We start from the raw sequence: 26,000 nt of genomic DNA on the forward strand, positions 1-26,000 counted from the left end.
CCCCGCCTCCGCGGGGATGAGCGGATTTTGGGGCTGCGGTGCAGAAACAGGCCGTCGAAAAACAGAGTCCAATTCGTCTGAATCGTCTGAAGTCCCCCTCAGGCCCATCCGTCCGCGAGCCGCATTCTACCACGGCCAGAAGGGGCGCCAGGTCGATTGTCGAAATGCCCGCGCGGCGGCAGGATTTTCTTTGGCGGGCCAAAGGCCTAAATGGCGGGCATGACGCACTATACCGACAGCCTGTCCCAGCTCGGCGCCCAGACCGCCGCCCCGACCAATCCCGAAGAGGCGGTGCTGGAACGCGTGCCCAATCCGCACGCTGACGCCCTCTATGTGGCGCGCTTCACCGCGCCCGAGTTCACCAGCCTGTGCCCGGTGACGGGCCAGCCTGACTTTGCTCACATCGTCATCGACTATGTGCCCGGCGACTGGCTGGTCGAAAGCAAGAGCCTGAAGATGTACCTGACCAGCTTCCGCAACCACGGCGCCTTCCACGAGGACTGCACTCTGGCCATCGGCAAGCGCCTGGCCGACCTGCTGCAACCGAAATGGCTGCGTATCGGCGGCTACTGGTACCCGCGCGGCGGCATCCCCATCGACGTCTTCTGGCAAACCGGCGCGCCCATCGAAGGCGTCTGGCTGCCCGATCAGGGCGTGGCGACCTATCGCGGGCGGGGCTGACTACAGCTTCTCTCTGAAGAAGCGGACCACCTCACGGTTCAGGGTTTCGTGGAAGGCCGCGCGGTCGAAGCCGGGCGTGGGCGTGCAGATCATCGGGGCCGCAGCGGCTAGTTGGGGGGCGCAGGGCGGCAGGAAGTCGAAGTGGGCGGCGCCCTCGACGCGTCGGTACTCCGGCGCGACGGGCAGGGCGTCGCGGACCGGCTCGACATAGTAGGGCGCGGGCAGGATCTGGTCGGCGCCAGCCTGCCATAGCTGAACCGGCTGGGTGACCTTGCTGAGGCCCTCTTTGGTGAAGGTGAAGCCCAGGGCCGGGGCGGCGACGGCCAGGGCCTTGATGCGGGCGTCGTGCGGCAGGCGGGGGGCGGCGACGCCCTCCTTCATGGTTCCGGCGTGCTGGCCGATCAGGCGGCAGTCATAGAAGCCGGGGTTGGCGCGGCAGTGATCGGCCAGTCGGCCGAGGTCGGGATCGCCGCCCGCCGCCGCCAGAACCGTGAACCCTCCGGCGGAAAAGCCGAAGGCGCCGATGCGTTCCGCGTCGATCCCGGCGCGCGCGCTCCAGTCCTGGGTCATGTAGTCGATCACCACCGACAACTGACGTGTGCGGTCGACGAGGTCGGTGGCGCGGCTCTGATCGCGCCAGTTGTCGCCGGTATGGGTCAGGGCGACGACGACGAAGCCGGCCCTGGCCAGGGCCGTGGCCGTGTCGTGGTGACTGCGGAAGTCGCCGCCGTTGCCGTGGGAGATGACGATCAGGGGGCGCGGTTCTGCCGCTTCATCAGTCGGAACCCAGAAGCCCGCCTCGATGGCCGGCTGATCGCCGTCGGGAATGCTCAGGCGCGCGGCGATCACGCCGTCGCGGATCATGGGATCGGCGGCTTGCGGCGGGACGACCGGGGCTGGCGCGGCGGTCGCAGCGCAGGCGCCCAGCAGGACGGAGGCGGCGGCGATCAGGGCGGCGGTGTTCATGTCTTTGGGGCCTCTTGGCGGGAAGTGATGAGGCTGTGTGAGGCCCCGAGACGCCGCCGCACCAGCGGATATGGGCGAACGGGCGAACGGGTTCGTGGCCCGGCGAACGGCTGTCATCGGCGGCGGCGCTTGCTAGTCTGAGCGAATGGATTCGTGGGGACTGAAGGACAGGCGATGGCGGACGGCGGCCGTGGGCTTCGCCGTCTCGACCGCCGTGGGACTGGCGCTGGGGATCATCGGTCCCTTCGGCAGCTATCTAAGCGGAACCCTGCCGGTGCGGACGGCCTATTGGGTGGTCTGTCTGTGGGCGGGTTGGCTGGCCTTCGGCGTCAGCCTGCCGCTCCTGGCGCGCTGGGCCGAGGCGCGGAGGATTTCGGCTTGGATCTGGACGCCGCCGGCGGTGGCCGTGCTGACCCTGCTGCCGGTCTTGCTAAGTCGGACCCTGGCGGTGCGGCTGTGGCCGGTGGTGGGGCAGGTCGGTTGGCTGGAATGGTACGGGCAGGGGCTGGTGATCAGCGTCCTGGCCACCGTTGGCATGACCTGGGCGACGCGGCCGCGAGACGCGACGGCGGGCAAGACCGACGCTGAATCCGCGGATCCACGTGACCGCCTGCCGTCCAGGCTGGGGCGGACCGTCCTGTGCCTGCAGATGGAGGATCACTATGTCCGGGTGCATACGCCGCAGGGCTCGGCCCTGGTGCTGATGTCCCTGTCGCAGGCCATGGCGGGCTTGAAGGATGTGGACGGGACCCAAACCCATCGCTCATGGTGGGTGGCCCGCGCGGGCGTGGTCGGGGTGGTCGAGGACGGGCGCAACATGCGGCTGCGCCTGACCGGGGGCCTGGAGGCGCCGGTGTCACGCGCCCGGGTCGGCGCCCTGCGTGAAGAAGGCTGGCTGACGACATGACCCCATCCCCCCGTCTCCCGCTCGAAGCCTGGGGCCGTCGTCTGATGACCCGCGCGGAGGCGTGGGCGGATCGGGGGCGGTGGCGGGGCTATGCCTATGAGTTCCTGTGGTTCGGGCTGAAGCAGGGGTGGGCCTGTCTGTTCGGCGGGGCCATGCTGGGGCTGCTGGTGGGGACGCATCTGCTGTGGCCGGTCATCTGGCCTGAGGGCGGGGCGCCGGTGTCGCGCTACGACTTTCTGGTGATCGGGGCGCTGGCCATTCAGGGGCTGATGCTGGCCTTCCGGCTGGAGAGCTGGGAGGAGGCGCGGGTCATCTTCCTGTTCCATGTCGCCGGGACGATCATGGAGCTGTTCAAGACCTATCACGGGTCGTGGATCTATCCCGAGGACTCGCTGTTGCGGATCGGGGCTGTGCCGCTGTTCTCGGGCTTCATGTATGCGGCGGTGGGCAGCTATATCGCGCGGGTGCAGCGCATCTTCCATATCCGGGTGCGGAACTATCCGCCGCAGTGGACGACCTGGGTTCTGGCGGCGGCCATATACGTCAACTTCTTCGCCCATCACTGGCTGCCGGACGTGCGGATCGCGCTGTTTGCGGCGACGGTGCTGCTGTTCGGGCGGGGCTGGTTTTACTTCACCGCAGATCGGAGGCGGCGGTCGATGCCGCTGCTGCTGGGCTATTTCCTGGTGGCCCTGTTCATCTGGTTCGCCGAGAACCTGGGGACGTTCGCGCGGGCTTGGGTCTATCCGGGGCAGGCGGACGGCTGGGAGATGGTCAGCCTGAACAAGCTGGGGGCGTGGTTCCTGCTGATGATCATCTCGGTGGTGCTGGTGTCGCTGGTGCACCGGCCGGAGGAGGAGGGGCGGTAGGGCGCTCAGCTTCCGTCATCCTCCGACGAGCGGAGCGAGATCGGGGACCCAGCGGCGCCCGTGAGGGCGAAAGCTGCACGCTCGACGCCTGCTTTAAAGATCGCCTTCGGCGCCGCTGGGTCCCCCGGTCTGCGCCGCTGCGCCGCTGCGCGGCTTGCCGGAGGATGACGGAAGAGGCGGGCGTTAGGGCCGCCGTTCCACCTTGTGCGCCATGTTGGGGCGGGGGCGTTCCAGCGGGGGCTCGGCAACGGTTCCGAGGTGGATGAAGCCGGCGATGGTCTCGCCGTCCTTGACGCCGAACAGGGCGACGGCGGCGGGGTCGTAGGAATACCAGTCGGTGATCCAGCTGGCCGAATAGCCCAGGGCGTCGGCGGCGTGTTCGATGTTCATGCAGACGGCGCCGGCGGACAACTGTTGCTCCCAGACGGGGACCTTGTGGCCCTGAATCGGGGTCGAGACCACCATGATGGTCAGGGGCGGATTGGCCAGTTTGGCCAGGACGGCCAGGTCCTTGTCGACGCGGCCTTGCGTTTCGGCCAGGGCGGCGAGGGCCTCGGACAGGTCGGCGCGGCTCTGCGGGCCCAGGACGACAAAGCGCCAGGGGAAGAGCTTGCCGTGGTCGGGGGTGCGGGCGCCGAGATGCAGGATCTGCTCGATCTCGGCCTCGGACGGGCCGGGGGCGATCAGAAGCTGGGCCGAGGCCGAGCGGCGCACGGCCAGACGGGCCAGAACTTCGTCGGAGCGGACGGGCAGGGGCAGGGCGGCGTTCAGATCGGTCATGCCGTCTAGCTAGGATTTCATCGCGTCCGGCGCCATAGCGGAAACATGCACGATATTCCCGACATCAAGCCCCGCTGGGCCGAGGGCCTGCCCGAGACGCCGAAATGGATCAGCCACGGCGACAGCGTCCTGATCGACACGCCGTGGATGACGGTGACGCGGCATCCGGCGACGGCCCCGACCGGGGCGCCCGCCGACTATGTGGCCATGCGGCCCAAGAATGTCGGGACGGGGGTGTTGCCGCTGCATGAGGACGGGACGGTGACCCTCGTGGGGCAGCATCGCTTCACCCTGATGCGCTATTCCTGGGAAATGCCCGAGGGCGGGGCGCCGATGGACGAGGACCCGTTCGACGCCGTGCGCCGCGAACTGGCCGAGGAGGCAGGGCTGGCGGCGGAACACTGGCGCGCGGCGCTGGATATGGACCTGTCGAACTCGATCACCGACGAGCGCGCCATGACCTGGGTCGCCTGGGGGCTGAGCGCGGTTCCGGTCGACCCGGACCCGACCGAGGTGATCGTGTCGGCGCGCGTGCCCTTCCGCGACCTGCTGACCGAGATCGAGCGGGGTGCCGTGCGCGACAGCCTGACGGTGGCGACGGCCTACAAGGCCTACCATATGGCGCGCGAAGGCGAGCTGCCCGCCGCGCTGGCGCAGGCCATGCTGGGGGCGTAGGATCGCGTGATGGAAACGGGAGGCCCGATGGCCAAGCTGGAAATCGTGCCGCAACAGCCGGACCTGTGGGCGCAACTGCGCGCCGCGGCCGAGGACGCCGCGCGCGAGGAGCCGCGGTTGGCGTCGCAGCTGAACGCCGTGGTGCTGGCGCACGACGATCTGGCGGGGGCGCTGAGCTTCCAGATCGCACGCAAGCTGGGCGACGCCGAATTGGGGGCCATGTCGCTGCGTGAGGTGGCGCTGGCGGCCTTTGCGGCGGACCCTGGCATCCTGGCGGCGGCGGAAGCCGACCTGAAGGCGGTGCAGGATCGCGATCCGGCGATCCGGTCCCTGTTGCAGCCCTTCATGTATTTCAAGGGCTTCCAGGCGCTGCAGGCGTGGCGTGTGGCCCATTGGCTGTGGGGACAGGGGCGCGATACCCTGGCGTTTCACTTCCAGAGCCGGATTTCGGAACTGTTCCAGCTGGACATCCATCCGGCGGCGCGGATCGGCTCGGGCGTCTTTGTCGACCACGGCACCGGCATCGTCATCGGCGAGACGGCGGTAGTCGGGGACGAGGTGTCGATGCTGCACGCCGTGACCCTGGGCGGGACCGGGGCCGAGCGCGGCGACCGTCATCCCAAGATCGGACGCGGCGTCCTGCTGGGCGCGGGGGCCAAGGTGCTGGGCAATATCGTGGTCGGCGACTACGCCAAGGTGGCCTCGGGCTCGGTGGTGCTGAAGCCGGTGCCGGCGGGTTGCACGGTCGCCGGTGTGCCGGCAAGGGTGGTGTCCTGTCCGACCGACGCGACGCCCGCCCGGACCATGGATCATACCCTGGCCGACATCGCCTATGATTTCGTGATCTGAAGCGGCTGCCTGTGGACGCCCGACACGCGGGCTTCCCATGAGGGGGCGGCTTCTTTAGGTTCCGCCGTCAACGACACCAACGAGGCTACCCCCGTGAAAGAATCTGATCTGAAGCGCGTCGAGACGCACCTGAAGCGCACCTTCAACCACGGCGGCATCAAGGTGAAGGCCCGCAAGGTCGCCGACTCCGCCGAAGTCTATGTCGATGACGAGTTCATCGGCGTGGTGTTCGAGGACGAAGACGAGGCCGGCTCGTTCATGTTCGAGATGGCGATCCTGGCCGAAGACCTGCCGCAGGACTAAGGCCGCGCCTCCAGAGGCTTCCTCTGGAAAGCACGCATGAAAAAGGCCGGAGGGGCGAACCCTCCGGCCTTTTGTCGTTTCAGGCGATCACCAGCCGAACAGGCGGGCGAAGAAGCCCTTCTTCTTTTCAGGCTGGGGCGCAGCGGCGGCGGGCGGTTGCGGGGCCGGTGCGGGCTTGGGCGCTTCGACCGGCTTGGGGGCCGGGGCAGGCGCGGCGGCGGCCGGTGCAGGGGCCGGAGCAGCGGCGACCGGAGCGACGGCGGGCTTGGGCGCCTCGACCGGCTTCGGAGCGGCGGCGGCCTTCGGCGCAGCAGCCTTGGGGGCAGCAGCCTTCTTCGGCGCGGCGGGCTTGGCGGCGGCCTTCGGAGCAGCGGGCTTCGCTGCCGCCTTGGGCGCGGCGGCCTTTGCAGCCGGAGCCTTCGTCGCCGGGGCCTTGGCGGCGGCGGGTTTCGCAGCGGCCTTCGGAGCGGCCTTGGCGGCGGGCTTGGCGGTCGCCTTGGGCGCAGCGGCCTTCACGGAAGGCTTGGCGGCAGCGGCCTTGGGCGCGGCGGTTTTCGGCGCGGCCTTCGGTTTTGCAGCGGCCTTGGGCGCCGCAGCGCTCGACTTTGCCGCCGGTTTCGGCTTGGAAGCGGCAGGCGCCGCTTTCGGCGTAGAAGATTTCGACTCAGACGGTGCTTTAGCCATGGATACCCCGACCCCTAGATGGACACGGGCATTCCGTACGCCCGCACGCGTTGCGATTCGTCATAATAACGGTGTTTGAGAAATGTCCGAGTCCGCAGTTCAGGTGATCGCCCGCGGTGATCGCGCCCCGGCCGAAGCCGCCGCCGCCGCCATCGACGCCAACCCCATGCTGGAAAACGCGACCTACTCGATCCTGGAAGAGGACGAGGACAAGGGAATCTGGCGTATCGACGCCTTCCCGACGACCGACGAGGAGGCCGAGGGCATCGCCGAGACCCTGCGCGCGACGCCGGGTTTGGAGGTCATTGTCGAGAAGCTGGCCGACGCCGACTGGCTGGCCATGAGCTTGTCGGGCCTGCCGCCGGTCGAGGCCGGGCGCTTCTTCGTCTATGGCGCCCATGACCAGGGCAAGATCCCCGAGGGCCGGGTCAATCTGAAGATCGACGCGGGCGCGGCCTTCGGCACCGGCCACCACGGCACGACGGTCGGTTGCCTGGAAGCCTTCGACAATCTGCTGGCGACCGAGAGCTTCGAGAAGGTTCTGGACGTCGGTTGCGGCACGGGCGTGCTGGCCATCGCGGCGGCCAAGACGGGTTCGCCCATCGCCGTCGGCACCGACATCGACGAGCCCTCGGCCCGCATCGCCAACGAAAACGCCCTGATCAACGACGCCAAGTGCGAGTTCTATTTCGCCGACGGCCTGAGCGATGCGCGCATCGCCCAGCACGCGCCCTATGACCTGGTCTTCGCCAACATCCTGGCCGCGCCGCTGGTGTTTCTGGCCCCCGAGATCGGTCAGGCGCTGAAGTCGGGCGGGGTCGCCATCCTGTCGGGCCTGCTGCGCACCCAGGAAGAGCGGGTGCTGGAAGCCTATCTGCCGCTGGGCTTCGTGGTCGAGCAGATCATCCACCATGATGCGTGGACGGCGCTGCAACTGCGCAAGAAGTAATCGCGAATTCCCTTCTCCCCTTGCGGGAGAAGGTGGCTCGCGGAGCGAGACGGATGAGGGGTTGCGGGACATCAAAGTCTCGCAGCCCCTTTTGCGTCGCGAGACCCCTCATCCGGCCCTGACGGGCCACCTTCTCCCGCAAGGGGAGAAGGGATAAGAGACCCTCATGCGCCAGACATTCGACGAAACCACCGATCCGTCCTTCGGGGCCAAGCACCTGCCTCTGCTGCGGGCCAAGATGGCCGAGCAGGGCCTGGACGGCCTGCTGGTCCCGCACGAGGACGAGCATCAGAACGAATACCTGCCCGACGCCAGCGAGCGTCTGGCCTGGGTCAGCGGCTTCACCGGCTCGGCCGGGGCGGGCGTGGTGCTGATGGATCGGGCGGCGGTCTTCGTCGACGGCCGCTATACGGTGCAGGCCAAGGCCCAGACGGATGCATCTCTGTTTGAGCGGGTTGAGCTGGGCAAGCTGGCCGCTTGGCTTGAGGGCCTGAGCGCCGGTTCGGTCATCGGCTATGACCCGCGCCTGCACAGCCCGGATGCGCTCGCGACCCTGCGCGCGGCGGTCGAGAAGGCCGGGGCGACGCTGAAGGCCGTTGAACCCAATCCCATCGACCTGGCCTGGGGCGACGCCCGCCCGGCCCAGCCGCAGGCGCCCGTGGTTCCGCACGAGGATCGCTATACCGGCGAGAACGCCGCCTCCAAGCGCGCCCGCATCGGCAAGGCCATCGCCGCCAAGGGCGCGGACGTCGCGGTGCTGACCTCGCCGTCGTCGCTGGCCTGGCTGTTCAACATTCGCGGCGGCGACGTGATCCGCACGCCCCTGCCGCTGGGGCAGGCGGTGGTGAAGGCCGACGGGTCGGCCAAGGTCTTCCTCGACCCCGCCAAGGTCACCAACGAACTGCCGGGCTGGCTGGGCGACGCCGTGACGCTGGAGGCGCCCGAGGCGCTGCCCGCCGCGCTCGACGCCCTGTTGGGCTGCAAGGTGCTGATCGATCCGGCTGTGTCCTCGGCCTGGTATTTCGACCGGCTCGAAACGGCGGGCGCCAGCATTGTTCGCGGCATGGACCCCTGCGCCCTGCCGCGCGCCCAGAAGAACGCCGTCGAGATCGAGGGCAGCCGTCAGGCGCATATCCGCGACGGCGCGGCCCTGACCCGCTTCCTGCACTGGGTCGATACGGTGGCTCAGGTCGAACTGCCCAACGAGCGGGCGGTAGTCGAGGCGCTGGAGGGCTTCCGCGAGGCGACCGGGATGCTGAAGGACCTGTCCTTCGACACCATCGCCGGGGTCGGTCCGAACGGCGCCCTGCCGCACTACAAGCCGGTCGGGGCCAAGATCCGTCCGATGGAGGCGGGCTCGCTGCTGCTGGTGGACGGCGGCGGTCAGTATCTGGACGGGACCACGGACGTGACCCGCACCATGGCCATCGGCGAGGGCACGGCCGATCAGCGCCGCATGTTCACCCTGGTCCTGAAGGGCCATATCGCCATGGCGGTGATCCGGTTCCCCGCCGGGACGACGGGACACCAACTGGATGCGGTCGCGCGCCAGCCGTTGTGGAACGCAGGCTTCGACTTCGATCACGGCACCGGCCACGGCGTCGGGTCGTATCTGGGCGTGCATGAGGGGCCGCAGCGCATCGCGCCCTACGTCAACACCCAGCCGCTGCTGACCGGCATGATCCTGTCGAACGAGCCGGGCTATTACCGTGAAGGCGAGTGGGGCATCCGCATCGAGACGTTGCAGGTCGTGACGGCGCCGACGCAGGTTCCGGGCGGCGAGCGGCCGATGCACGGCTTCGAGCAGCTGACGCTGGCCCCGCTGGATCGTCGTCTGATCGATGTGGCGCTGCTGACCGCGGATGAACGGGCCTATGTGGACGCCTATCACGCCGAGGTCCTGGCCAAGGTCGGGCCTCTGTTGGCGGACGGCGTGCAGAAGGACGAGGCGGCGCTGGAATGGCTGAAGGCGCAGACGGCGCCGCTCTGATCCGATGATCGGCGCCATCGCCCTGCTGCTCGTCTGCCAGTTGGCGGGCGAGGTGATCCACCGGCTGACGGGCCTGCCCCTGCCGGGGTCGGTGATCGGCATGGTGCTGCTGCTGGCCTGGCTGGCCCTTGTGCCGAGAGAACGGCTGACGCTGACCCAGGTGACGGGCTGGCTGACGGCGCACCTGTCGATCATGTTCGTGCCGGCGGCTGTAGGCGTGATGCAGGAGGGCGCGATCCTGTCGCGCTATGGCCTCGGCATTGTCGTGGCCGTGGTGGTCTCGACCCTGCTGACCCTGGCGGTGACGGCCCTGGTGTTCCGCGCCGTGGCGGGACGCGAGCCGGAACCTGAGGGCGAGGAGAGCGCGTCGTGAGCGATCTGATCGCGACGCCCCTGTTGTGGCTGGCGGTGACGTTGGTGGTGTTCGAGGCGGCGGATATGCTGTCGCGGCGCAGCGGGCGCCATCCGCTGTGCCATCCGGTGCTGCTGGCGACGCCGGTGCTGATCGGCGTCTTGCTGGCGACCCGCACGCCCTATGCGAACTACGCCGAGGCGACACAGGTGCTGGGCTTCCTGCTGGGACCGGCGGTGGTGGGGCTGGCCGTGCCGATCTGGGCGCAGCGGGCGACGATCCGGCGGCTGGCCAGGCCCCTGACCTGCGCCTTGCTGGCCGGGGCTGTGACGGCCATGGTCAGCGCGGTGGGCATTGTCTGGCTGTTCGGCGCGCCCGCCGAGATCATGGCCTCCATCGCCCCGCGCGCCACGACCACGCCAGTCGGCATGGCGGTGGCCTCGCAACTGGGCGGCATACCGGCCCTGGCGGCGGTGATCGTGCTGATGTCGGGCGTGATCGGGGCGATGACGGCGACGCCCCTGCTCAACCTGCTGAAGATCAGGGATTATCGGGCCAGGGGCTTTGCGGTCGGGGTATCGGCGCACGGCTTTGGCGCGGCGCGGGCCTTTCAGGTGGATCAGACGGCGGGCGCCTTCGCCAGCCTGGGCATGGCGCTGAACGCGGTGGCGACGGCGACCATTCTGTCGATCGTGGCCAGTTTGCTCTGAACCATCCGCTCATCCCGGCGGACGCCGGGACCCAGTGCTTTGGCTTCAAGTCCATCGGCCGGTTGTGGAGCGCGGGGCTCTTACTGGATCCCGGCGTCCGCCGGGATGAGCGGGCAAGGGTGAAGGCGCGCCCCTTGAAATGGGGCCATACGGCGCCCATCTGATGTCGGCTGGCGGATGCGTCGCCGGCCCCCTCACATCAGAAGGAATGCGCGGATGAAGATGCGCAAGCTGGGCCTTGGCGGCCCTGAAGTCTCGGCCGTCGGCCTGGGATGCATGGGCATGAGCGCCTTTTACGGCGCGGCGGACGAGGCCCAGTCCATTGCGGTGATCCACCGCGCGCTGGACCTGGGCGTCACCCTGTTCGACACGGCTGAAATGTACGGTCCCCACACCAATGAGACCTTGCTGGGCAAGGCGCTGAAGGGACGGCGCAACGAGGCTTTCATCGCCACCAAGTTCGGCATCAACCGCCAGCCGGACGGATCGGCCGTCACCGACGGCTCGCCCGCCAATGTGCGCCGCGCGGTCGAGGGCAGCCTGAGCCGTCTCGGCGTCGATCACATCGACCTCTACTACCAGCATCGCATCGACCCCAATACGCCGATCGAGGAGACGGTCGGGGCCATGGGCGAACTGGTGAAGGAGGGCAAGGTCCGCTTCATCGGCCTGTCCGAGGCGGCGCCCGCCACCCTGAGGCGCGGTCATGCCGAGCATCCGATCACGGCGCTTCAGACCGAATATTCGCTGTGGAGCCGCGACCCGGAGGACGAACTGCTGGCCACGGTGCGCGAACTGGGCATCGGCTTCGTGCCCTACAGCCCGCTGGGCCGAGGCTTCCTGTCGGGGGAGATCAAGTCGGTCGACGACCTGGCCCCCGATGACTTCCGCCGCACCAATCCGCGTTTCAGCGGCGAGAACTTCCAGAAGAACCTGGATCTGGTCGCGGCGGTCGGGGCCATTGCGGCCGACAAGGGCGTGACGGCGGCGCAACTGGCCCTGGCCTGGGTGCTGGCTCAAGGCGAGGACCTGGTCCCCATCCCCGGCACGCGCCGGATCGCGACGCTGGAGCAGAACGCGGCGGCGGCGGACATCGTCCTGACGCCGGAAGACATGGCGCGGATCGAGGCCGTCTTCCCGCGCGGGGCGACGGCGGGCGAGCGCTATGCGCCCGGCGGCATGACGTCGCTGAACCGCTGATGTGAAAACGCCTCCCTTGCGATCGCGAGGGAGGCGTCTTTCATTTGGGCTGTGCGCCGCGACTACTGGATGCGGGTCCAGGTCTGGGTCTTGCACAGGGGGGCGACGATGCAGCCGCGCAGGCGCAGGCTGTTGTCGTTGGTCATGGTGATGGTGCCGCGATAGGTGCCGCCGTCCGCCGGATTATAGACCGAGCCGCCGCGCCATTCGGTCGGGCCGCCGGTGAAACCGCTGAGCATGGGCAGGCCGCGCAGGGTGCGGCTGCGCTGGGCCTCGTTCTTGTTGTGCTCGTCACGGGCGTTGGGCTCGGCGCGGATGTGGTCCGAGGTGATCAGGGTGCCGCACAGGGCCTGGCCGCAGCGAGCGATGCGGACCTGACCGCCGTTGGTCGGGGTCTGCCACAGGCCGGTCGGGTCGCCGGCCAGGGCGGGCGATGCCAGGGCGCCGGCGAGGACGGCGGCGGCCGCCAGGATGGAGAGCTTCATCGGGCGTATTCCTTCACACGGATCGTTGAGCCGATCCTTTGCGCGAAGGGTGATCCCGGTTTCGGTCCGAAACAAGGCCCAAATTTGTGACGTTCGATCAATGAATACATGACCTTAGGTCAATATATGAGTGCGGTGGGCAACTAAGGTGATGGATTTGGCCGGCTTTTCCTCCCCATTCCATGGGGAGGTGGATCGGCGGCGAAGCCGACGAGACGGAGGGGGCGACTCTGCGTCATCCATTTGCGTCGCCCCCTCCACCGCTACGCGGTCCCCCTCCCCACAGAGTGGGGAGGAAGTAGCATTGCGCTCAGCTGCGCGGACGGCGCGGGCGCGATCCAGCCGAGGAGCAAGGGCTGTAGCCGCCTGTGTGCAGCCGTCCGAGGCTGATGCCTGTCGCGCTCGCCAGAGAGGCGGCGCAGGTCGCCTCATGCATCCGCAGCGTCTCCAGCGCCACCGAGGCGCAGGCGAAGGCGTCTTCGGCGGCGTCGTGGTGTTTGAACTGGATGCCCAGCTCGGCGCAGACATTGTTCAGCTTGTGCGAGGCGAACTCGGGCCAGGTGATCTGGGCCAGCTTGACGGTGCAGAGGTAGTCGAATTCGGGATAGGCGAGGCCGTAGTGGTCACAGGTGCCGCGAATGACGCTGACGTCGAAGGCGGCGTTGTGGGCCAGCACAGTGCGGCCCTGCAGGCGCGGGGCGATGGCGGCCAGGACCGCCGGGAACTCCTCGGCGTCCTCGACCTGCTCCGGGCCGATGCCGTGGAAGGCGATGTTGAAGCTGGCGAAGCGCATGCCCGGCGGGCGGATGTAGTGGTGCTCGACGGATTCGATGACGCCGTCGTTGATCCAGGCGAGGCCGATGGAGCAGGGGCTGGCGCGCTGCTCGTTGGCGGTTTCGAAGTCGATGGCGACGGCGTGCATCAGGAAATCAGAGCCAACCATTCGTCCTCGGTCAGGACGGCGACGCCGTGTTTCTCGGCGTCCTTCAGCTTGGACCCGGCGCCGGGGCCGGCGACGACGTAGTCGGTTTTTTTCGACACCGAGCCCGAGACCTTGGCGCCCAGGCTTTCAGCGCGGGCCTTGGCTTCGTCGCGGGTGAAGCGTTCGAGAGAGCCGGTGAAGACCACGGTCTTGCCTGCCACCGGGCTGTCGGTCGTGGGGGCGGCGACGTCCTCGACCTGCGTCAGCTCGGCCAGCAGAGCGTCCATGACGGCCTGGTTGTGCGGCTCGTGGAAGAAGTGGGCCAGGGCTTCGGCGGCGACGGGGCCGACGCCGGAGACGCCCGCGATCTGGTTCAGGATCTCGGACGGGCCTTCGTTGCGCGCTACAGCAGCCCAGCGGGTCAGGTCGGCCCAGCCGTTTGAGATTTCCGCCAGCGAGCGGCGCGCGGGGGCGGCCATGCCGGGGAAGGCGAGGGCGATCTTCTGATCCATAGGCGCTTCCGGCCAGGGATCGTCGGTGGGCGGTGTCGCCTCGGCCATCAGGCCAAGAACGCGGGTCGAGATAGCGTGAGTGGCCGCCAACCTCTTCCAGTCGTCGCTGGCCAGACCCTCCGACGCGGCCATGCAGGCGTCGCGGAAGGCGGTCCAGCTGCCGAAGGCGCGCGACAGGACCAGCGAGGTCTGTTCGCCGATGTCAGGCACGCCCAGGCCGAAGATCAGGCGGTCGAGGCTGATGACGCGGCGGGCGTCGATCCCGGCGATCAGGTTGCGGACGCTGGTCTCGCCATAGCCGTCCTCGGCGCGCAGCAGGGCCAGTTTCTGCTCGTCGCGGGCGAGGCGGAAGATGTCCGCCGGTTCCTTGATCCAGCCGCGCGCGTGGAAGGCGATCAGCTGCTTTTCTCCAAGCCCTTCAATGTCGAAAGCGCGGCGGCTGACGAAGTGCTTTAACCGCTCGACGATCTGGGCGTCGCAGATCAGGCCGCCGGTGCAGCGGCGTTTGACCTCGTCGCCCTCGCGCACGGCCTCCGACCCACAGACGGGGCAGACGTGGGGGAAGGCGAAGGGGGCGGCGTCTGCGGGGCGCAGGTTTTCGACTACGCCGACGATCTGCGGGATGACGTCGCCGGCGCGTTGCAGGATGACCGTGTCGCCGATGCGCACGTCCTTGCGGGCGATCTCGTCCTCGTTGTGCAGGGTGGCGTTGCGGACCACGACGCCGCCGACGGTGACGGGGTGCAGGCGGGCGACGGGGGTCAGGGAGCCGGTGCGGCCGACCTGGATGTCGATACCTTCCAGCACGGTCGTGGCTTGCTGGGCCGGGAACTTGTGGGCGATGGCCCATCGGGGGCTGCGAGCGATGAAGCCGAGGCGCTGCTGCCAGTCCAGCCGGTCGACCTTATAGACCACGCCGTCGATGTCGTAGCCGAGGCGGGCGCGGTCGGTCTCCAGCCCGCGATAGACCGCGATCAACCCTTCCGCGCCCTCGACGCGGGTCGAGCGGTCGTTGACCTGAAAACCCCAGCTGCGGAAGGCCTCCAGCGCGCCGTGTTGCGTCTCCGCGAACGGGGCCGAGGTCTCGCCCCAGGCGTAGGCGAAGAAGGTCAGGGGGCGCTGGGCCGTGATCTTCGGGTCCTTCTGGCGCAGCGACCCAGCGGCGAAGTTGCGCGGGTTGGCGTAGGTGCGGCGGCCTTCCGTCTCGGCGGCGGCGTTGAAGGCGTCGAAGGCGTCGTTGGGGGCATAGACCTCGCCCCGGATTTCGATGACGTCGGGCCAGCCCGAGCCGGTCAGGGTCTGGGGGATGCTGTCGAGCGTGCGCAGGTTGGCGGTCACGTCCTCGCCGCTCTTGCCGTCGCCGCGCGTGGCCCCCTGGACCAGAACGCCCTTTTCATAGCGCAGGCTGGCGGAGAGGCCGTCGATCTTGGGTTCGGCGACGAAGGCGATGGGCTCGTCGCCCGGAAGTTTCAGGAAACGGGCGATGCGGGCTGCGAAGTCGCGCACCTCGCCCTCGTCGAAGGCGTTGTCCAGCGACAGCATGGGAACGCCGTGGCGGACCTCGGCGAACTGCGCTGAGACCGGCGCGCCGACGCGCTGGGATGGGGAGATGGGGCTGGTCAGAGTCGGGAAGGCGGCCTCGATGGCCAGGGCGCGTTGCTTGAGCTCGTCATAGTCGGCGTCGGAAATCTCGGGCGCGGCGTCGGCGTAGTAGAGGGCGTCGTGACGGGCCAGTTCGGCGGACAGGTGCGCCAACTCCTCGCGGGCCTGGTCATCGGTCAGGGTTTCGACGGGAGTTTCAAACATGGGAATCGCGCGGCCAGCCTTCATCAGTCGCGCTGTTTAGCACCGCCGGGGGCGCGATCGCAGCGTCCATGACAGAAACGTAATCTGACGCCGGGCCCGACGCCCGCTAGCGTCCCGCCGACCTACCTGCCCGGAGCCCTCCATGCGTCCTGTTTTCGCCAGCCTGTCCGTGATCGCCGCCGCCTTGACGCTGGCCGCGTGCGAGACCACGACGCCTGAGGCCACAGAGGCGTCCGTTGCGGTTTCGCCCGCCGACTACACCCAGCTGATGGACGACCTGCGCATCCTGTCGGCGGACGACATGCAGGGGCGCGACACTGGATCGGAAGGCGGGGCCAGGGCGCGCGAGTACATCGTCGGGCGACTGGAGGCCCTGGGCGTCCAGCCGTCGCCGATGGGGCGGTTGCAGCCGTGGGAGATGCAGGGCCGGACGCGCGAGGGGACCAAGACCTTCAACGGCACCAACATCATCGGCGTCATTCCGGGCACACGTGTGTCGGACAAATACATCGTGGTGACGGCCCACTATGACCACGTCGGCGTCAACAACGGCCAGATCTACAATGGCGCCGACGACAACGCCTCGGGCGTGGCGACCATGCTGGAGCTGGCCAAGCGGCTGAAGGCCAACCCGCCGGAGCACAGCGTCCTGATCGTCGCCCTGGACGGCGAGGAGCGCAGCCTGTTGGGCGCCAAGCACTTCGTCGAGGCGCCGCCGGTGCCGCTGTCGTCGATCTCGATGAACCTGAATTTCGACATGACGGCGCGCGCCGACAGCGACGGCAAGCTGTGGGTCACCGGCACATATCAGCACCCCTATTTCCGCCCGGTGCTGGAGCGGATCGCGCCGCGCGGAACGGTGTCCCTGGCCTTCGGCAAGGACACGCCCGAGGACAAGGGCGCCGACAACTGGGTCGAGGCGTCGGACCACGCCGCCTTCCACCGCGCGGGCCTGCCGTTCCTGTATTTCGGCGTGAACTATCATGACGACTATCACCGCCCCACCGACGATTTCGAGAAGGTGATCCCGGCCACCTTCCAGTCCTCGACCGAGCTGGCGATCGAGGGTTTCCACGCCCTGGATCAATGGCTGGACCAGTAGGGGCTGCTGCAAAAGCTTCGCAAACATAGGCCTTGAAACCGCCTTCGGAGCGGCGTTCTGTCGCACCCTCATCAGTCGAGGAAATACGCATGTCGGCGGTTCAGGGTTTCGATCTTCAAAGGGTGCAGAAGCTGCGCAAGCTGGCGTTGCTGGGCGGCTTGCTCGGCGTCGTCGGCCTGGCCTTCGTCACCCGCTCGATGGGCGGCGAGACGGCGCTGCATGAGGGACTGGAAGCCTTCGGTCTGGCCCTGATCGCGATCTGCATCGTCGGTCGGGCCTGGTGCTCGCTCTATATCGGCGGGCGCAAGAAGGCCGAGATCGTGGATCGCGGCCCCTATTCGATCAGCCGCAACCCGCTCTATGTCTTCAGCTTCATGGGGGCGTTCGGCGTGGGGGCGCAGACGGGCAGCGTGACCCTGGCCACGATCTTCCTGCTGCTGACGGTCGCGGTCTTCTACGCCACGGTGAAGCGCGAGGAGGCCTGGCTGACGGGCGCCTTTGGTCAGACCTATCTGGACTATTGCGCGCGGACGCCGCGTTTCGGGCCGGACTTTTCCAAGTGGCGGGACACTGAGTCGCTGGACGTGCGGCCGCGCTTCTTCCTGACGACCCTGCGCGACGGTCTGGTCTTCCTGCTGGCCGTGCCGCTGTTCGAGTCGGTCGAGCGCCTGCAGGACATCGGCTGGCTGTCCGCCCTGATCCACCTGCCCTGATCCATCTGCTGAGAGCCGAGGTTTCGTGAACAGAACGCGTTTCGCCGTCGTCGCGGCCCTGACTCTGATGGCGCTGGCGGCCTGTGACCGGCCGGCGACCTCGCCTGAGGCGCCAGGGGCTTTCAAGGCGGGGGCCTTCAAGCACGACCTGCCCGAGGACGTGTCCGGTTACTACATCCCGACCGAGACTGTGCGGGTCGACGGCTGGCGGCTGCACCACGTCTTCATGGGCCAGGTCCCCGACTTCATCGCCTGGGAAGGCGGTGAGCGGTCGGCGAGCTTCGCGCCCGTGATGATGGAGTTCGAGGGGCAGGGCGCACGGCGGACGCGGTTGATCCCGACGCAGTACGACGTGACCGAGGATCGCCTTCGCTTCGAGGCGCGTTCACGTGAATTGGGCGCGGTGTCGTTCGATGGAAAGCTCGACCAGGGCGCGCTGTCGACGGCGCGGCGTAATCTGGGAGACGAGGGCGTCGTTCTGAAGGGGACGCTCAAGGTCGCAAATCGGACCTTCAACAACGTATCGATGCGGTGGTGGGCGGGGGACTGAGGTCCGATGCCCTTTCCTCCCTGTCGCGTAGCGATGGGGAGGTGGCGCGGCCGCTAAAGCGGCCGTGACGGAGGGGGCGTCTCAACGGCTGACGTTTGCGCCGCCCCCTCCACCACTTCGTGGTCCCCCTCCCCACAAAGTGGGGAGGAAAGCCATTTAGGCGACGGTCGCCTTGACGATCTTGCCCGGAGCGCGGGGCGGCTCGCCCTTGGGCAGGGCGTCGACGTGGTCCATGCCTTCGATCACTTCGCCCCAGACGGTGTACTGCTTGTCCAGGAAGCGGGCGTCGTCGAAGCAGATGAAGAACTGCGAGTTGGCGCTGTCCGGGTTGGCGGTGCGGGCCATCGAGCAGACGCCGCGGACGTGCGGTTCGGCGCTGAATTCCTGCTTCAGGTTCGGCTTCTTGGAGCCCGAGGTGCCGGTGCCGGTCGGGTCGCCGCCCTGGGCCATGAAGCCCGGAATCACGCGGTGGAAGACCACGCCGTCATAGAAGCCTTCCGAGGCCAGGTCGGTGATCTGCTTGACGTGGTTCGGCGCCAGGTCGGGACGCAGCTTGATCACGACGTTGCGCTCTTCGCCGTCGCCGGTGTCGAGGGTGAAGGTCAGGGTTTGGTCGGCCATGAGGCTCTCCTTGGGGTGTGCGGACTAGAATTGTGCGCGGGTCATAGCGGCTGAACGCTGTCACGGCTATGTGGGAAGCATGAGTGACGACGAAAAGCCCTCCGACAAGCCGCCGGAACGCCGCCGGATGGTTCGCCCGCCCACGGGCGGCACCGCCGCTGGGCGCGGCTTGGGCCAGAAGATGAAGACGGCCGACACCAAGTCCATGTCGAGCCAGCAGTGGATCAAGCGCCAGTTGTCGGACAAGTGGTCCGAGCGCGCGCGGGCCGAGGGCTGGCGCAGCCGCGCGGCCTTCAAGCTGATCGAGATCGACGACCGATTCCGCCTGATCAAGAAGGGCTCGCGGGTCATCGACCTGGGTGCGGCGCCGGGCGGCTGGGTGCAGGTGGCCCTGGATCGCGGCGCGGCGGCGGTGGCGGGCGTGGACCTGCTGATGATCGAGCCGGTCCCCGGCGCGACCCTGATTCAGGCCGACTTCACCCACCCCGGCGTGGACCAGCAGTTGATCGACGCCATCGGCGGACGGCCGGACCTGGTGCTGTCGGACATGGCGCACAACACCGTGGGACACCGCAAGACGGACCACCTGAAGATCATCGCCCTGATCGAGATCGCCGCCGACTTCGCCATTCGCACGCTGAAGCCGGGCGGGAATTTCGTCTCCAAGAACTTCCAGGGCGGCGACGCCGGCGGGGTTCTGGCCCGTCTGCGCGAGGAGTTCGAAACGGTGAAATACGTGAAGCCGGAATCGAGCCGCAAGGGCAGCGCCGAGGTGTTTCTGGTGGCGCTGAACAAGAAGTAGGGCTCTCTCGTCCGCTGAACTTTCATCGTCATCCTCGGGCTTGACCCGAGGATCGAGGGGAGCGGCGCGCTCGACCTGTCCAAGGTTTCGCAGGCGGACAATCCGATCCTCGGGTCAAGCCCGAGGATGACGGAGCGGGGGGGCAGGTGTTGAGGAGCTCAGGCGACCGCCGCCTCCGCCGCCCGTTGCGCTTTCTTGGCCTCGATCCGCGTCCAGATGCGGTCGTGCAGGGTGAAGAAGACCGTCTGCACCAGGGGTTCGACCGTGCCGATGGCCAGGGCGATGCGCCAGTCGCGGGTCAGGGCGAAGGCCACCAGAACCGCCACGGTGAAGTGCATGGCGCCATAGGTCACGGTCTTCAAAGCCACCTGCTTCAGGCTGCGGGGCAGGGCGTGGCTGTGGCCGTGATGGCCGTGGTGGTTGTGCGCCCGGTTCTGTTCGCGAGCGTTCATCAGCTCCAGACGGGCGGTGAAGGCCTCGGCTGTTTCTTCGACGCCCGACAGCATCTTACGGCGTTCGATCCGGTGCCAGACCCGGTCATGGATCGAATAGGCCACGGTCTGGAAGATGGGCTCGACCACGCCGACCGCCAAGGCGATGCGCCAGTCGCGAGTCAGGGCGAAGGCCGTCAGGATCGCCACGATCAGGTGCATGACGCCATAGCTCGCGATCTTGAGCGCGAGGCGACGGGCGGTGCTGATCAAGATGCGAACCATTATCGAAACATGTGGCGGGCGCGGCTCAGGTTCAAGGCAATTCCTCTTATTCTCAGCATAGCTCCTGCCTGGGGTTGCGGTTCCCCGGCCTGGGGCGTTATACGCGGCCCGCAAAACGGAGACTCCCCATGGAGATACGCGAAGGCCTTACCTTCGATGATGTTTTGCTCGAGCCCGGCCCGTCCGAGATCATGCCTGCGATGGCGGATGTCTCGACCCAGCTGACGCGCAGCATCAAACTGAACATCCCGCTGCTGTCGTCCGCCATGGACACGGTGACGGAAAGCCGTCTGGCCATCGCCATGGCCCAGGCCGGCGGTCTGGGCGTGCTTCACCGCAACATGACCATCGAGGAGCAGGCCGAGCAGGTCCGCACCGTCAAGCGCTATGAAAGCGGCATGGTCATCAACCCGGTGACCGTCTCGCCCGACACGACCCTGGGCGAGGTTCGCCAGATCGTCGCCGCCAAGAAGATCACCGGCTTCCCGGTGGTGGACCCGGCGACGGGCCAGTTGGTCGGCATGCTGACCAACCGCGACATGCGCTTCGAGAGCGATCCCTCGATCAAGGCCTCGGCCCTGATGACCACGGGCGATCTGATCACCGTGCGCGAAGGCGCTGGTCGTGAAGAGGCGCGCAATCTGCTGCGCACCCGCAAGATCGAACGCGTCATCGTCGTCGACGATCAGAACCGCGCTGTCGGCTTGATCACCATGAAGGACATCGAGAAGGCCCAGGCCTTCCCGAACGCCGCCAAGGATGAGCAGGGCCGCCTGCTGGTCGGCGCGGCTTCGACCGTCGGCGACGCCGGTTACGAGCGCGCCATGGCCCTGGCTGAAGCGGGCTGCGACGTGGTGGTGATCGACACCGCTCACGGTCACTCGGCCTCGGTGGCTCAGGTGGTCGAGCGCATCAAGCGCGAGAACAACCGTCTGCAGATCATCGCCGGCAACGTCGCCACCTATGACGCCACCCGCGCCCTTATCGACGCGGGCGCCGACGCCGTGAAGGTCGGCATTGGTCCGGGCTCGATCTGCACCACCCGCATCGTGGCGGGCGTGGGCGTCCCGCAACTGACGGCCATCATGGATTCGGCCCGCGCCGCCAAGGGCACGGGCGCCACGGTCATCGCCGACGGCGGCATCAAGTATTCGGGCGACATGGCCAAGGCCATCGCGGCCGGCGCCAATGTCGCCATGATGGGCTCGATGTTCGCTGGCACCGACGAAAGCCCCGGCGAGGTCTTCCTGTATCAAGGGCGCAGCTACAAGTCGTATCGCGGCATGGGCTCGGTCGGCGCCATGGGCGCGGGCTCTGCGGACCGCTACTTCCAGAAGGAAGTCTCGTCCGAGAAGCTGGTGCCGGAAGGCATCGAGGGCCAGACCGCCTACAAGGGTCCGATCGCCCCGGTCATCCACCAGATGGTCGGCGGCCTGCGCGCCTCCATGGGCTATGTCGGCGGGGCCACCATTCCTGACTTCCAGGATCGCGCCCGCTTTGTGCGCATCACCAATGCGGGTCTGCGCGAAAGCCATGTCCACGACGTGATGATCACGCGTGAGGCGCCGAACTATCGTCAGGGCTGATCCCCTGATCCGCTCCCGGTCCCCGGATCGGGAGCGGTTTCGTATTGAACAGAGGCGGGGCAGGGCGTGACGACGGAACTGATTTATCTGGCGGCGACGCTGATCCTGGCCCTGGTGCAGGTCGTGGCCCCGGCAGCGATCAAGGATCTGGAGTTCGGACTGGCCTGGGGCGCCGGCGCTCGTGATCACACGCCGGTTTCGGCGAACCCCGTCGTCGGCCGCCTCGAAAGGGCCAAGGCCAACCTCTATGAGACCCTGCCGCTGTTCATCGGCGCTGTCCTGATCGCCCACGTCACGGGTGCGGAGAGCGCCCTGACCCTGTGGGGCGCCGCCCTCTATTTCTGGGCGCGCCTCGCCTATATTCCGCTCTACGCCCTGGGCGTGCCCGTTGTCCGGTCGCTGGTCTGGATGGTCTCGCTTGCGGGGCTGATCATGATCCTTGTGGCCCTTTTCATCTGATCCGAGACCCGATTGACCCCAGCAGCCCGCCTCGCCGCCGCCGCCTCCGTCCTCGACAGCATCGCCCACAGCCGCCAGCCGGCCGAGGTGGTGCTGAAGGCCTGGGGCGCCGCCAACCGCTATGCGGGGTCCAAGGATCGTCGCGCCATCGCCGACCGCGTCTACAAGGTCATCCGGGCGCGCGGCCGTCTGGTCTGGGCCATGGGCGGGCGTGAGGACGGTCGCGCCCTGGTCATCGGCTCGCTGTCGCTGATCGACGGCCTGTCGCTGGATGAGATCGACCTGCTGCACTCGGGCGACGGCTATGGCCCGCGTCCGCTGTCCAAGCAGGAGCGCGGCCGCATCACCTCGGCGCCGGGCGAGCTGCCGGGCTGGGTCGCCGCCGGCCTGCCTGAGTTCGTGGTCGAGGACTTCAAGACCACCTTCGGTGACCGCTGGACCGAGGAGGCCCACGAACTGATGGCGCCGCGCGCGCCCATCGACCTGCGCGTCAACCTCGCGAAAACGACCGTCGCCGGCGTCGAGGCCGAACTGGTGGAGGCCGGTCTGTCGCCCGAGCGCACGCCCTGGTCGGCTGCGGGCCTGCGCCTGTCGGCCGAGCCGCCGCCGAACGTCCAGGCGCTGGAGGCCTTCAAACAGGGCCATATCGAAATCCAGGACGAAGGCAGTCAGGTCGCCTGCTGGCTGACGGGCGTTCAGCCCGGCATGACGGTCGTTGATTACTGCGCCGGCGGCGGCGGCAAGACCCTGGGGCTGGCTATGCTGGGCCAGCCGGTCGCTAGCAAGGCCGCCGTGGCCGAGGCGCCCGCCGCCCCGGTCGCCGTCTGGTCGCCGGTCGGCGGGGACGGGCAGGGGGCCGTGGTTCAGCCCAAGCCCAAGGCCAAGCCGGTCGCTGAGATGGGCATCCGCCTGTTCGCCTATGACGTGGTGCAGAAGCGTCTGGACAACATCCGTCCGCGCCTGAGCCGCGCCGGGGTGTCGGCTGACCTGCGTCTGCTGGGTCAGAACGGCGGCGGGGTCGAGGATCTGGTGCGTCAGGCCGACGTGGTTCTGGTCGACGCGCCGTGCAGCGGCTCGGGCACCTGGCGTCGTCGCCCCGAGGACGCCTGGCGTCTGAAGCCCGCCGAGGTCGAGCGCCTGCACGCCCTGCAGGTTCAGATCCTGGGCCGGGCCGCCGAACTGGTGAAGCCGGGCGGGCGCCTGGTCTTCGTCACCTGCTCCATGCTGCGCGGCGAGAACGAGGCCACAGCCGACGCCTTTGAGGAAAACCACCCCGCCTTCGACCCGGTCCCGGTGGCCGAGGCCCTGAAGGCCGCCAACCTGACCGACGCGGCGCGCGAGCGTCTGGGCCAACAGACCGAGGGCGGTCATCGCCTGCGCCTGTCGCCCGCCTCGACCGGCACCGACGGCTTCTTCGCCGCCGTCTATGAGCGGACGGCATGAGCGACGGGCGATCCGAAGACATCTACGGTCTGACGGTCCTGCCCGTCATGGCGGCGCCGGCTGAGTATGGCGCCGCCCTCCAGGCGCGGATCACGCCGCTGATGACCGGCATCGGCCCGGTCGAGGCGGCCATCGCCCTGACGGCGGCCCTGACGCGGCTGGAGGCTGATGACGCCCTGCCGGACCTGATCGTGTCCCTGGGCTCGTGCGGGTCGCGCGACCTGGACCACGCGGCGGTCTATCAGGCGTCGTCCGTTTCCTATCGCGACATGGACGCCAGCCCGCTGGGGTTCGAGAAGGGCAAGACGCCTCTGCTCGACCTGCCCGCCATCCTGCCTCTGCCTTGCCCCATCCCCGGCGTGCCGACCGCGACCCTGTCGACCGGCGCTAATGTGGTTTCAGGCGCCGCCTATGACGCCATCGACGCCGAGATGGTGGACATGGAGACCTTCGCCCTGCTGCGCGTCGCCCAGACCTTCGGCGTGCCGCTGGTCGCGCTTCGCGGCGTCAGCGACGGCAAGAGCGAGCTGTCGAAACTGGAAGACTGGACCGCCTATCTGCATCAGGTCGACGCCAATCTGGCCGAGGCCTGGGATCGTCTGGCCGAGGTGCTGACGACGCGGGGCCTGGCCGCCTTGGCCGACGTGCCCGCCTCGCGACTTGATCCCGACGTCTTCACCCGTCAAGAACCCGCCCCATCAACGCCCGCTTCGGATTCTGAGCCCTCATGACCGCGCCCCACACGCATGAAGCCGTGCTGATCGTCGATTTCGGCAGTCAGGTGACCCAACTGATCGCGCGCCGCCTGCGCGAAGCCGGCGTCTATTGCGAGATCCATCCGTTCAACAAGGCGGGCGAGGCGCTGAAGGCGGTCGCGCCCAAGGCCATCATCCTGTCGGGCGGCCCCAACTCCACGACCGACGCCGACAGCCCCAAGGCTGACCACGCCCTGTTCGAGGCCGGCGTGCCGGTGCTGGGCATCTGCTATGGCGAACAGACCATCTGCGCCGAGCTGGGCGGCAAGGTCGAGAGCGGCCACCATCGCGAGTTCGGCCGCGCCGAGATCGTCATCACCCGCGAGAGCCCGCTGTTCGCCGGCATCGGCGCCGTCGATCACCGCGAGACGGTGTGGATGAGCCACGGCGACCGCGTCACCGCCATCCCCGAAGGCTTCCACGTCATCGCCACCTCGGAAGGCGCGCCCTATGCCGCCATCGCCAATGAGGAGCGCAAGATCTACGGCGTGCAGTTCCACCCGGAGGTGATGCACACCCCGCGCGGCGCCGTGATCCTGAAGAACTTCACCCACGGCATCGCCGGCCTGACCGGCGACTGGACCATGGCCGCCTATCGCGACGAGCAGATCGCCAAGATCCGCGAGCAGGTCGGCTCGGCCAAGGTGGTCTGCGGCCTGTCGGGCGGGGTGGACAGCTCCGTCGCCGCCGTCCTGATCCACGAAGCCATCGGCGATCAGCTGACCTGCGTCTTCGTGGACACCGGCCTGCTGCGTAAGGACGAGGCGACCCAGGTCACGACCCTCTTCCGTGAGCACTACAACATTCCGCTGGTGCACGTTGATGCGTCGAAGGAATTTCTCGGCGAGCTGGCCGGGATTTCGGACCCGGAGACCAAGCGCAAGACCATCGGCCGCGTCTTTATCGAGATCTTCGACCGCGAGGCCGCCAAGATCGAAGGCGCCGAGTTCCTGGCGCAAGGCACCCTCTATCCTGACGTGATCGAGAGCGTCTCGGCCACGGGTGGACCCTCGGCGGTGATCAAGAGCCACCACAATGTCGGCGGCCTGCCGGACTTCATGAAGCTGAAGCTGGTCGAGCCGCTGCGCGAACTATTCAAGGACGAGGTCCGCGCCCTGGGCCGCGAACTGGGTCTGACCGACGCCTTCGTCGGACGCCACCCCTTCCCGGGGCCGGGCCTGGCCATCCGCATCCCCGGCGAGATCACGCCGGAAGCGGTCGCCACGCTTCAGGACGCCGACGCCATCTACCTTGAGGAAATCCGCAAGGCGGGTCTGTACGACGACATCTGGCAAGCCTTCGCCGTCCTGCTGCCGGTCAAGACGGTCGGCGTCATGGGCGACGCCCGGACCTATGAAAAGGTCCTGGCTCTGCGCGCCGTCAGCTCTACCGACGGCATGACCGCCGACTTCTACCAGTTCCCCTGGGACGTCCTGGCCAAGACGGCCACGCGCATCATCAACGAGGTCCGCGGCGTCAACCGCGTCGTCTACGACGTCACCTCCAAGCCCCCCGGCACCATCGAGTGGGAGTGACGGGCACTGGCTGGCAATGTCTAGCAACGGCAGGCATTTCGGCTGAGGGTAAAAGAACTTTCCGCTAAGCGATAGACT

The 26,000-nt window shown here is 68.1% G+C and carries 28 protein-coding genes; 20 read left to right on the forward strand and 8 right to left on the reverse strand.

Translation table 11 applies throughout. The features are described 5' to 3' along the window. Positions 1 to 219: 219 nt before the first annotated feature. Entirely contained in the window at positions 220 to 681 is a 462-nt protein-coding gene (gene queF, locus ACR9FL_RS05970) for a preQ(1) synthase (RefSeq protein WP_436358123.1), read from the forward strand. Here the strand turns inward: queF and ACR9FL_RS05975 are convergent, their stop codons facing one another. Further along, on the reverse strand, positions 682 to 1,647 hold the full coding sequence (locus ACR9FL_RS05975; RefSeq protein ID WP_436357691.1) for an alpha/beta hydrolase family protein: 966 nt from the start codon (positions 1,645 to 1,647) through the stop codon (positions 682 to 684). A gap of 145 nt (positions 1,648 to 1,792) precedes the next feature. Here ACR9FL_RS05975 and ACR9FL_RS05980 point away from each other — a divergent pair, with 145 nt between their 5' ends. Together ACR9FL_RS05980 and ACR9FL_RS05985 are read left to right on the forward strand one after the other, a co-directional pair. Continuing rightward, positions 1,793 to 2,554, forward strand: coding sequence for a LytTR family DNA-binding domain-containing protein (locus ACR9FL_RS05980; RefSeq protein ID WP_436357692.1), 762 nt, complete (start codon positions 1,793 to 1,795; stop codon positions 2,552 to 2,554). Next, complete coding sequence (locus ACR9FL_RS05985) at positions 2,551 to 3,423, forward strand: DUF817 domain-containing protein (protein WP_436357693.1); 873 nt, start codon at positions 2,551 to 2,553, stop codon at positions 3,421 to 3,423. The genes ACR9FL_RS05980 and ACR9FL_RS05985 overlap by 4 nt, the downstream gene beginning before the upstream one ends. A 183-nt stretch (positions 3,424 to 3,606) precedes the next feature. Here ACR9FL_RS05985 and ACR9FL_RS05990 read toward each other — a convergent pair whose 3' ends face one another. Further along, on the reverse strand, positions 3,607 to 4,203 hold the full coding sequence (locus tag ACR9FL_RS05990; RefSeq protein WP_436357694.1) for a nitroreductase family protein: 597 nt from the start codon (positions 4,201 to 4,203) through the stop codon (positions 3,607 to 3,609). A gap of 45 nt (positions 4,204 to 4,248) precedes the next feature. Here ACR9FL_RS05990 and ACR9FL_RS05995 point away from each other — a divergent pair, with 45 nt between their 5' ends. From ACR9FL_RS05995 to ACR9FL_RS06005, 3 genes are all read left to right on the forward strand, one after another. Further along, the gene (locus tag ACR9FL_RS05995) at positions 4,249 to 4,878 is read left to right on the forward strand and encodes an NUDIX domain-containing protein (RefSeq protein WP_436357695.1); all 630 of its coding nucleotides are present in this window, start codon (positions 4,249 to 4,251) and stop codon (positions 4,876 to 4,878) included. Between the two features lie 27 nt (positions 4,879 to 4,905). Beyond that, positions 4,906 to 5,727 (forward strand): serine O-acetyltransferase, encoded by an 822-nt coding sequence (cysE, locus tag ACR9FL_RS06000; RefSeq protein ID WP_436358124.1) that lies wholly within the window; start codon positions 4,906 to 4,908, stop codon positions 5,725 to 5,727. A 93-nt stretch (positions 5,728 to 5,820) separates the two neighbouring features. Beyond that, complete coding sequence (locus ACR9FL_RS06005) at positions 5,821 to 6,030, forward strand: DUF3126 family protein (protein WP_105564438.1); 210 nt, start codon at positions 5,821 to 5,823, stop codon at positions 6,028 to 6,030. An 87-nt stretch (positions 6,031 to 6,117) separates the two neighbouring features. On the opposite strand, the gene ACR9FL_RS06010 is transcribed toward ACR9FL_RS06005, so the two are convergent. Next, positions 6,118 to 6,714, reverse strand: coding sequence for a hypothetical protein (locus tag ACR9FL_RS06010; protein WP_436357696.1), 597 nt, complete (start codon positions 6,712 to 6,714; stop codon positions 6,118 to 6,120). Between the two features lie 82 nt (positions 6,715 to 6,796). Between ACR9FL_RS06010 and ACR9FL_RS06015 the strand changes: the two genes are divergently transcribed. The 5 genes from ACR9FL_RS06015 to ACR9FL_RS06035 all read left to right on the forward strand — a co-directional run bounded on the left by ACR9FL_RS06015 (position 6,797) and on the right by ACR9FL_RS06035 (position 11,915). Then, positions 6,797 to 7,663 (forward strand): 50S ribosomal protein L11 methyltransferase, encoded by an 867-nt coding sequence (locus ACR9FL_RS06015; protein ID WP_436357698.1) that lies wholly within the window; start codon positions 6,797 to 6,799, stop codon positions 7,661 to 7,663. A gap of 166 nt (positions 7,664 to 7,829) precedes the next feature. Then, positions 7,830 to 9,653 carry an aminopeptidase P family protein gene (locus ACR9FL_RS06020; protein ID WP_436357699.1) on the forward strand — a complete coding sequence of 608 codons (1,824 nt, stop codon included), beginning with the start codon at positions 7,830 to 7,832 and terminating at the stop codon, positions 9,651 to 9,653. A 4-nt stretch (positions 9,654 to 9,657) separates the two neighbouring features. Further along, entirely contained in the window at positions 9,658 to 10,026 is a 369-nt protein-coding gene (locus tag ACR9FL_RS06025) for a CidA/LrgA family protein (protein WP_436357700.1), read from the forward strand. Then, the gene (locus ACR9FL_RS06030; RefSeq protein WP_436357701.1) at positions 10,023 to 10,715 is read left to right on the forward strand and encodes an LrgB family protein; all 693 of its coding nucleotides are present in this window, start codon (positions 10,023 to 10,025) and stop codon (positions 10,713 to 10,715) included. The genes ACR9FL_RS06025 and ACR9FL_RS06030 overlap by 4 nt, the downstream gene beginning before the upstream one ends. A gap of 216 nt (positions 10,716 to 10,931) precedes the next feature. Continuing rightward, a complete protein-coding gene (locus tag ACR9FL_RS06035; RefSeq protein WP_436357702.1) occupies positions 10,932 to 11,915 on the forward strand; it encodes an aldo/keto reductase in 984 nt (327 codons plus the stop codon). Positions 11,916 to 11,977: 62 nt separating this feature from the next. Here the strand turns inward: ACR9FL_RS06035 and ACR9FL_RS06040 are convergent, their stop codons facing one another. From ACR9FL_RS06040 to ligA, 3 genes are all read right to left on the reverse strand, one after another. Further along, positions 11,978 to 12,400 carry a DUF2147 domain-containing protein gene (locus ACR9FL_RS06040; protein ID WP_436357703.1) on the reverse strand — a complete coding sequence of 141 codons (423 nt, stop codon included), beginning with the start codon at positions 12,398 to 12,400 and terminating at the stop codon, positions 11,978 to 11,980. 310 nt (positions 12,401 to 12,710) lie between these two features. Beyond that, positions 12,711 to 13,343 carry a 3'-5' exonuclease gene (locus ACR9FL_RS06045; protein WP_436357704.1) on the reverse strand — a complete coding sequence of 211 codons (633 nt, stop codon included), beginning with the start codon at positions 13,341 to 13,343 and terminating at the stop codon, positions 12,711 to 12,713. Continuing rightward, the gene (gene ligA / locus ACR9FL_RS06050; RefSeq protein ID WP_436357705.1) at positions 13,322 to 15,640 is read right to left on the reverse strand and encodes an NAD-dependent DNA ligase LigA; all 2,319 of its coding nucleotides are present in this window, start codon (positions 15,638 to 15,640) and stop codon (positions 13,322 to 13,324) included. The genes ACR9FL_RS06045 and ligA overlap by 22 nt, the downstream gene beginning before the upstream one ends. A 142-nt stretch (positions 15,641 to 15,782) precedes the next feature. Here ligA and ACR9FL_RS06055 point away from each other — a divergent pair, with 142 nt between their 5' ends. From ACR9FL_RS06055 to ACR9FL_RS06065, 3 genes are all read left to right on the forward strand, one after another. Then, positions 15,783 to 16,742, forward strand: a complete 960-nt coding sequence (locus ACR9FL_RS06055; RefSeq protein ID WP_296174689.1) for a M28 family peptidase — start codon at positions 15,783 to 15,785, stop codon at positions 16,740 to 16,742. A gap of 89 nt (positions 16,743 to 16,831) precedes the next feature. Next, positions 16,832 to 17,455 (forward strand): methyltransferase family protein, encoded by a 624-nt coding sequence (locus ACR9FL_RS06060; protein WP_436357706.1) that lies wholly within the window; start codon positions 16,832 to 16,834, stop codon positions 17,453 to 17,455. A gap of 25 nt (positions 17,456 to 17,480) precedes the next feature. Continuing rightward, positions 17,481 to 18,005, forward strand: a complete 525-nt coding sequence (locus ACR9FL_RS06065) for a hypothetical protein (RefSeq protein WP_296174685.1) — start codon at positions 17,481 to 17,483, stop codon at positions 18,003 to 18,005. Positions 18,006 to 18,161: 156 nt separating this feature from the next. Here ACR9FL_RS06065 and ACR9FL_RS06070 read toward each other — a convergent pair whose 3' ends face one another. Beyond that, the gene (locus tag ACR9FL_RS06070) at positions 18,162 to 18,626 is read right to left on the reverse strand and encodes a peptidylprolyl isomerase (RefSeq protein ID WP_105564427.1); all 465 of its coding nucleotides are present in this window, start codon (positions 18,624 to 18,626) and stop codon (positions 18,162 to 18,164) included. Between the two features lie 79 nt (positions 18,627 to 18,705). Here ACR9FL_RS06070 and ACR9FL_RS06075 point away from each other — a divergent pair, with 79 nt between their 5' ends. Beyond that, positions 18,706 to 19,428: an RlmE family RNA methyltransferase gene (locus tag ACR9FL_RS06075; RefSeq protein WP_296177851.1), complete on the forward strand. Its 723-nt coding sequence runs from the start codon at positions 18,706 to 18,708 to the stop codon at positions 19,426 to 19,428. Between the two features lie 158 nt (positions 19,429 to 19,586). Here ACR9FL_RS06075 and ACR9FL_RS06080 read toward each other — a convergent pair whose 3' ends face one another. Continuing rightward, positions 19,587 to 20,132: a DUF2061 domain-containing protein gene (locus ACR9FL_RS06080; RefSeq protein WP_296177849.1), complete on the reverse strand. Its 546-nt coding sequence runs from the start codon at positions 20,130 to 20,132 to the stop codon at positions 19,587 to 19,589. 140 nt (positions 20,133 to 20,272) lie between these two features. Here ACR9FL_RS06080 and guaB point away from each other — a divergent pair, with 140 nt between their 5' ends. The 5 genes from guaB to guaA all read left to right on the forward strand — a co-directional run bounded on the left by guaB (position 20,273) and on the right by guaA (position 25,922). Then, a complete protein-coding gene (gene guaB, locus ACR9FL_RS06085) occupies positions 20,273 to 21,730 on the forward strand; it encodes an IMP dehydrogenase (RefSeq protein ID WP_436357707.1) in 1,458 nt (485 codons plus the stop codon). A 66-nt stretch (positions 21,731 to 21,796) separates the two neighbouring features. Next, positions 21,797 to 22,189: an MAPEG family protein gene (locus ACR9FL_RS06090; RefSeq protein WP_436357708.1), complete on the forward strand. Its 393-nt coding sequence runs from the start codon at positions 21,797 to 21,799 to the stop codon at positions 22,187 to 22,189. A gap of 12 nt (positions 22,190 to 22,201) precedes the next feature. Further along, positions 22,202 to 23,632, forward strand: a complete 1,431-nt coding sequence (locus ACR9FL_RS06095; RefSeq protein ID WP_436357709.1) for an RsmB/NOP family class I SAM-dependent RNA methyltransferase — start codon at positions 22,202 to 22,204, stop codon at positions 23,630 to 23,632. Continuing rightward, positions 23,629 to 24,363, forward strand: coding sequence for a 5'-methylthioadenosine/S-adenosylhomocysteine nucleosidase (locus tag ACR9FL_RS06100; protein WP_436357710.1), 735 nt, complete (start codon positions 23,629 to 23,631; stop codon positions 24,361 to 24,363). The genes ACR9FL_RS06095 and ACR9FL_RS06100 overlap by 4 nt, the downstream gene beginning before the upstream one ends. Beyond that, positions 24,360 to 25,922, forward strand: coding sequence for a glutamine-hydrolyzing GMP synthase (gene guaA / locus ACR9FL_RS06105; protein WP_436357711.1), 1,563 nt, complete (start codon positions 24,360 to 24,362; stop codon positions 25,920 to 25,922). Before ACR9FL_RS06100 ends, guaA begins: the two co-directional genes overlap by 4 nt. Positions 25,923 to 26,000 lie beyond the last annotated feature (78 nt).

Origin of the sequence: Brevundimonas sp. CEF1, assembly GCF_051353055.1 — a bacterium.
Classification (GTDB): domain Bacteria; phylum Pseudomonadota; class Alphaproteobacteria; order Caulobacterales; family Caulobacteraceae; genus Brevundimonas.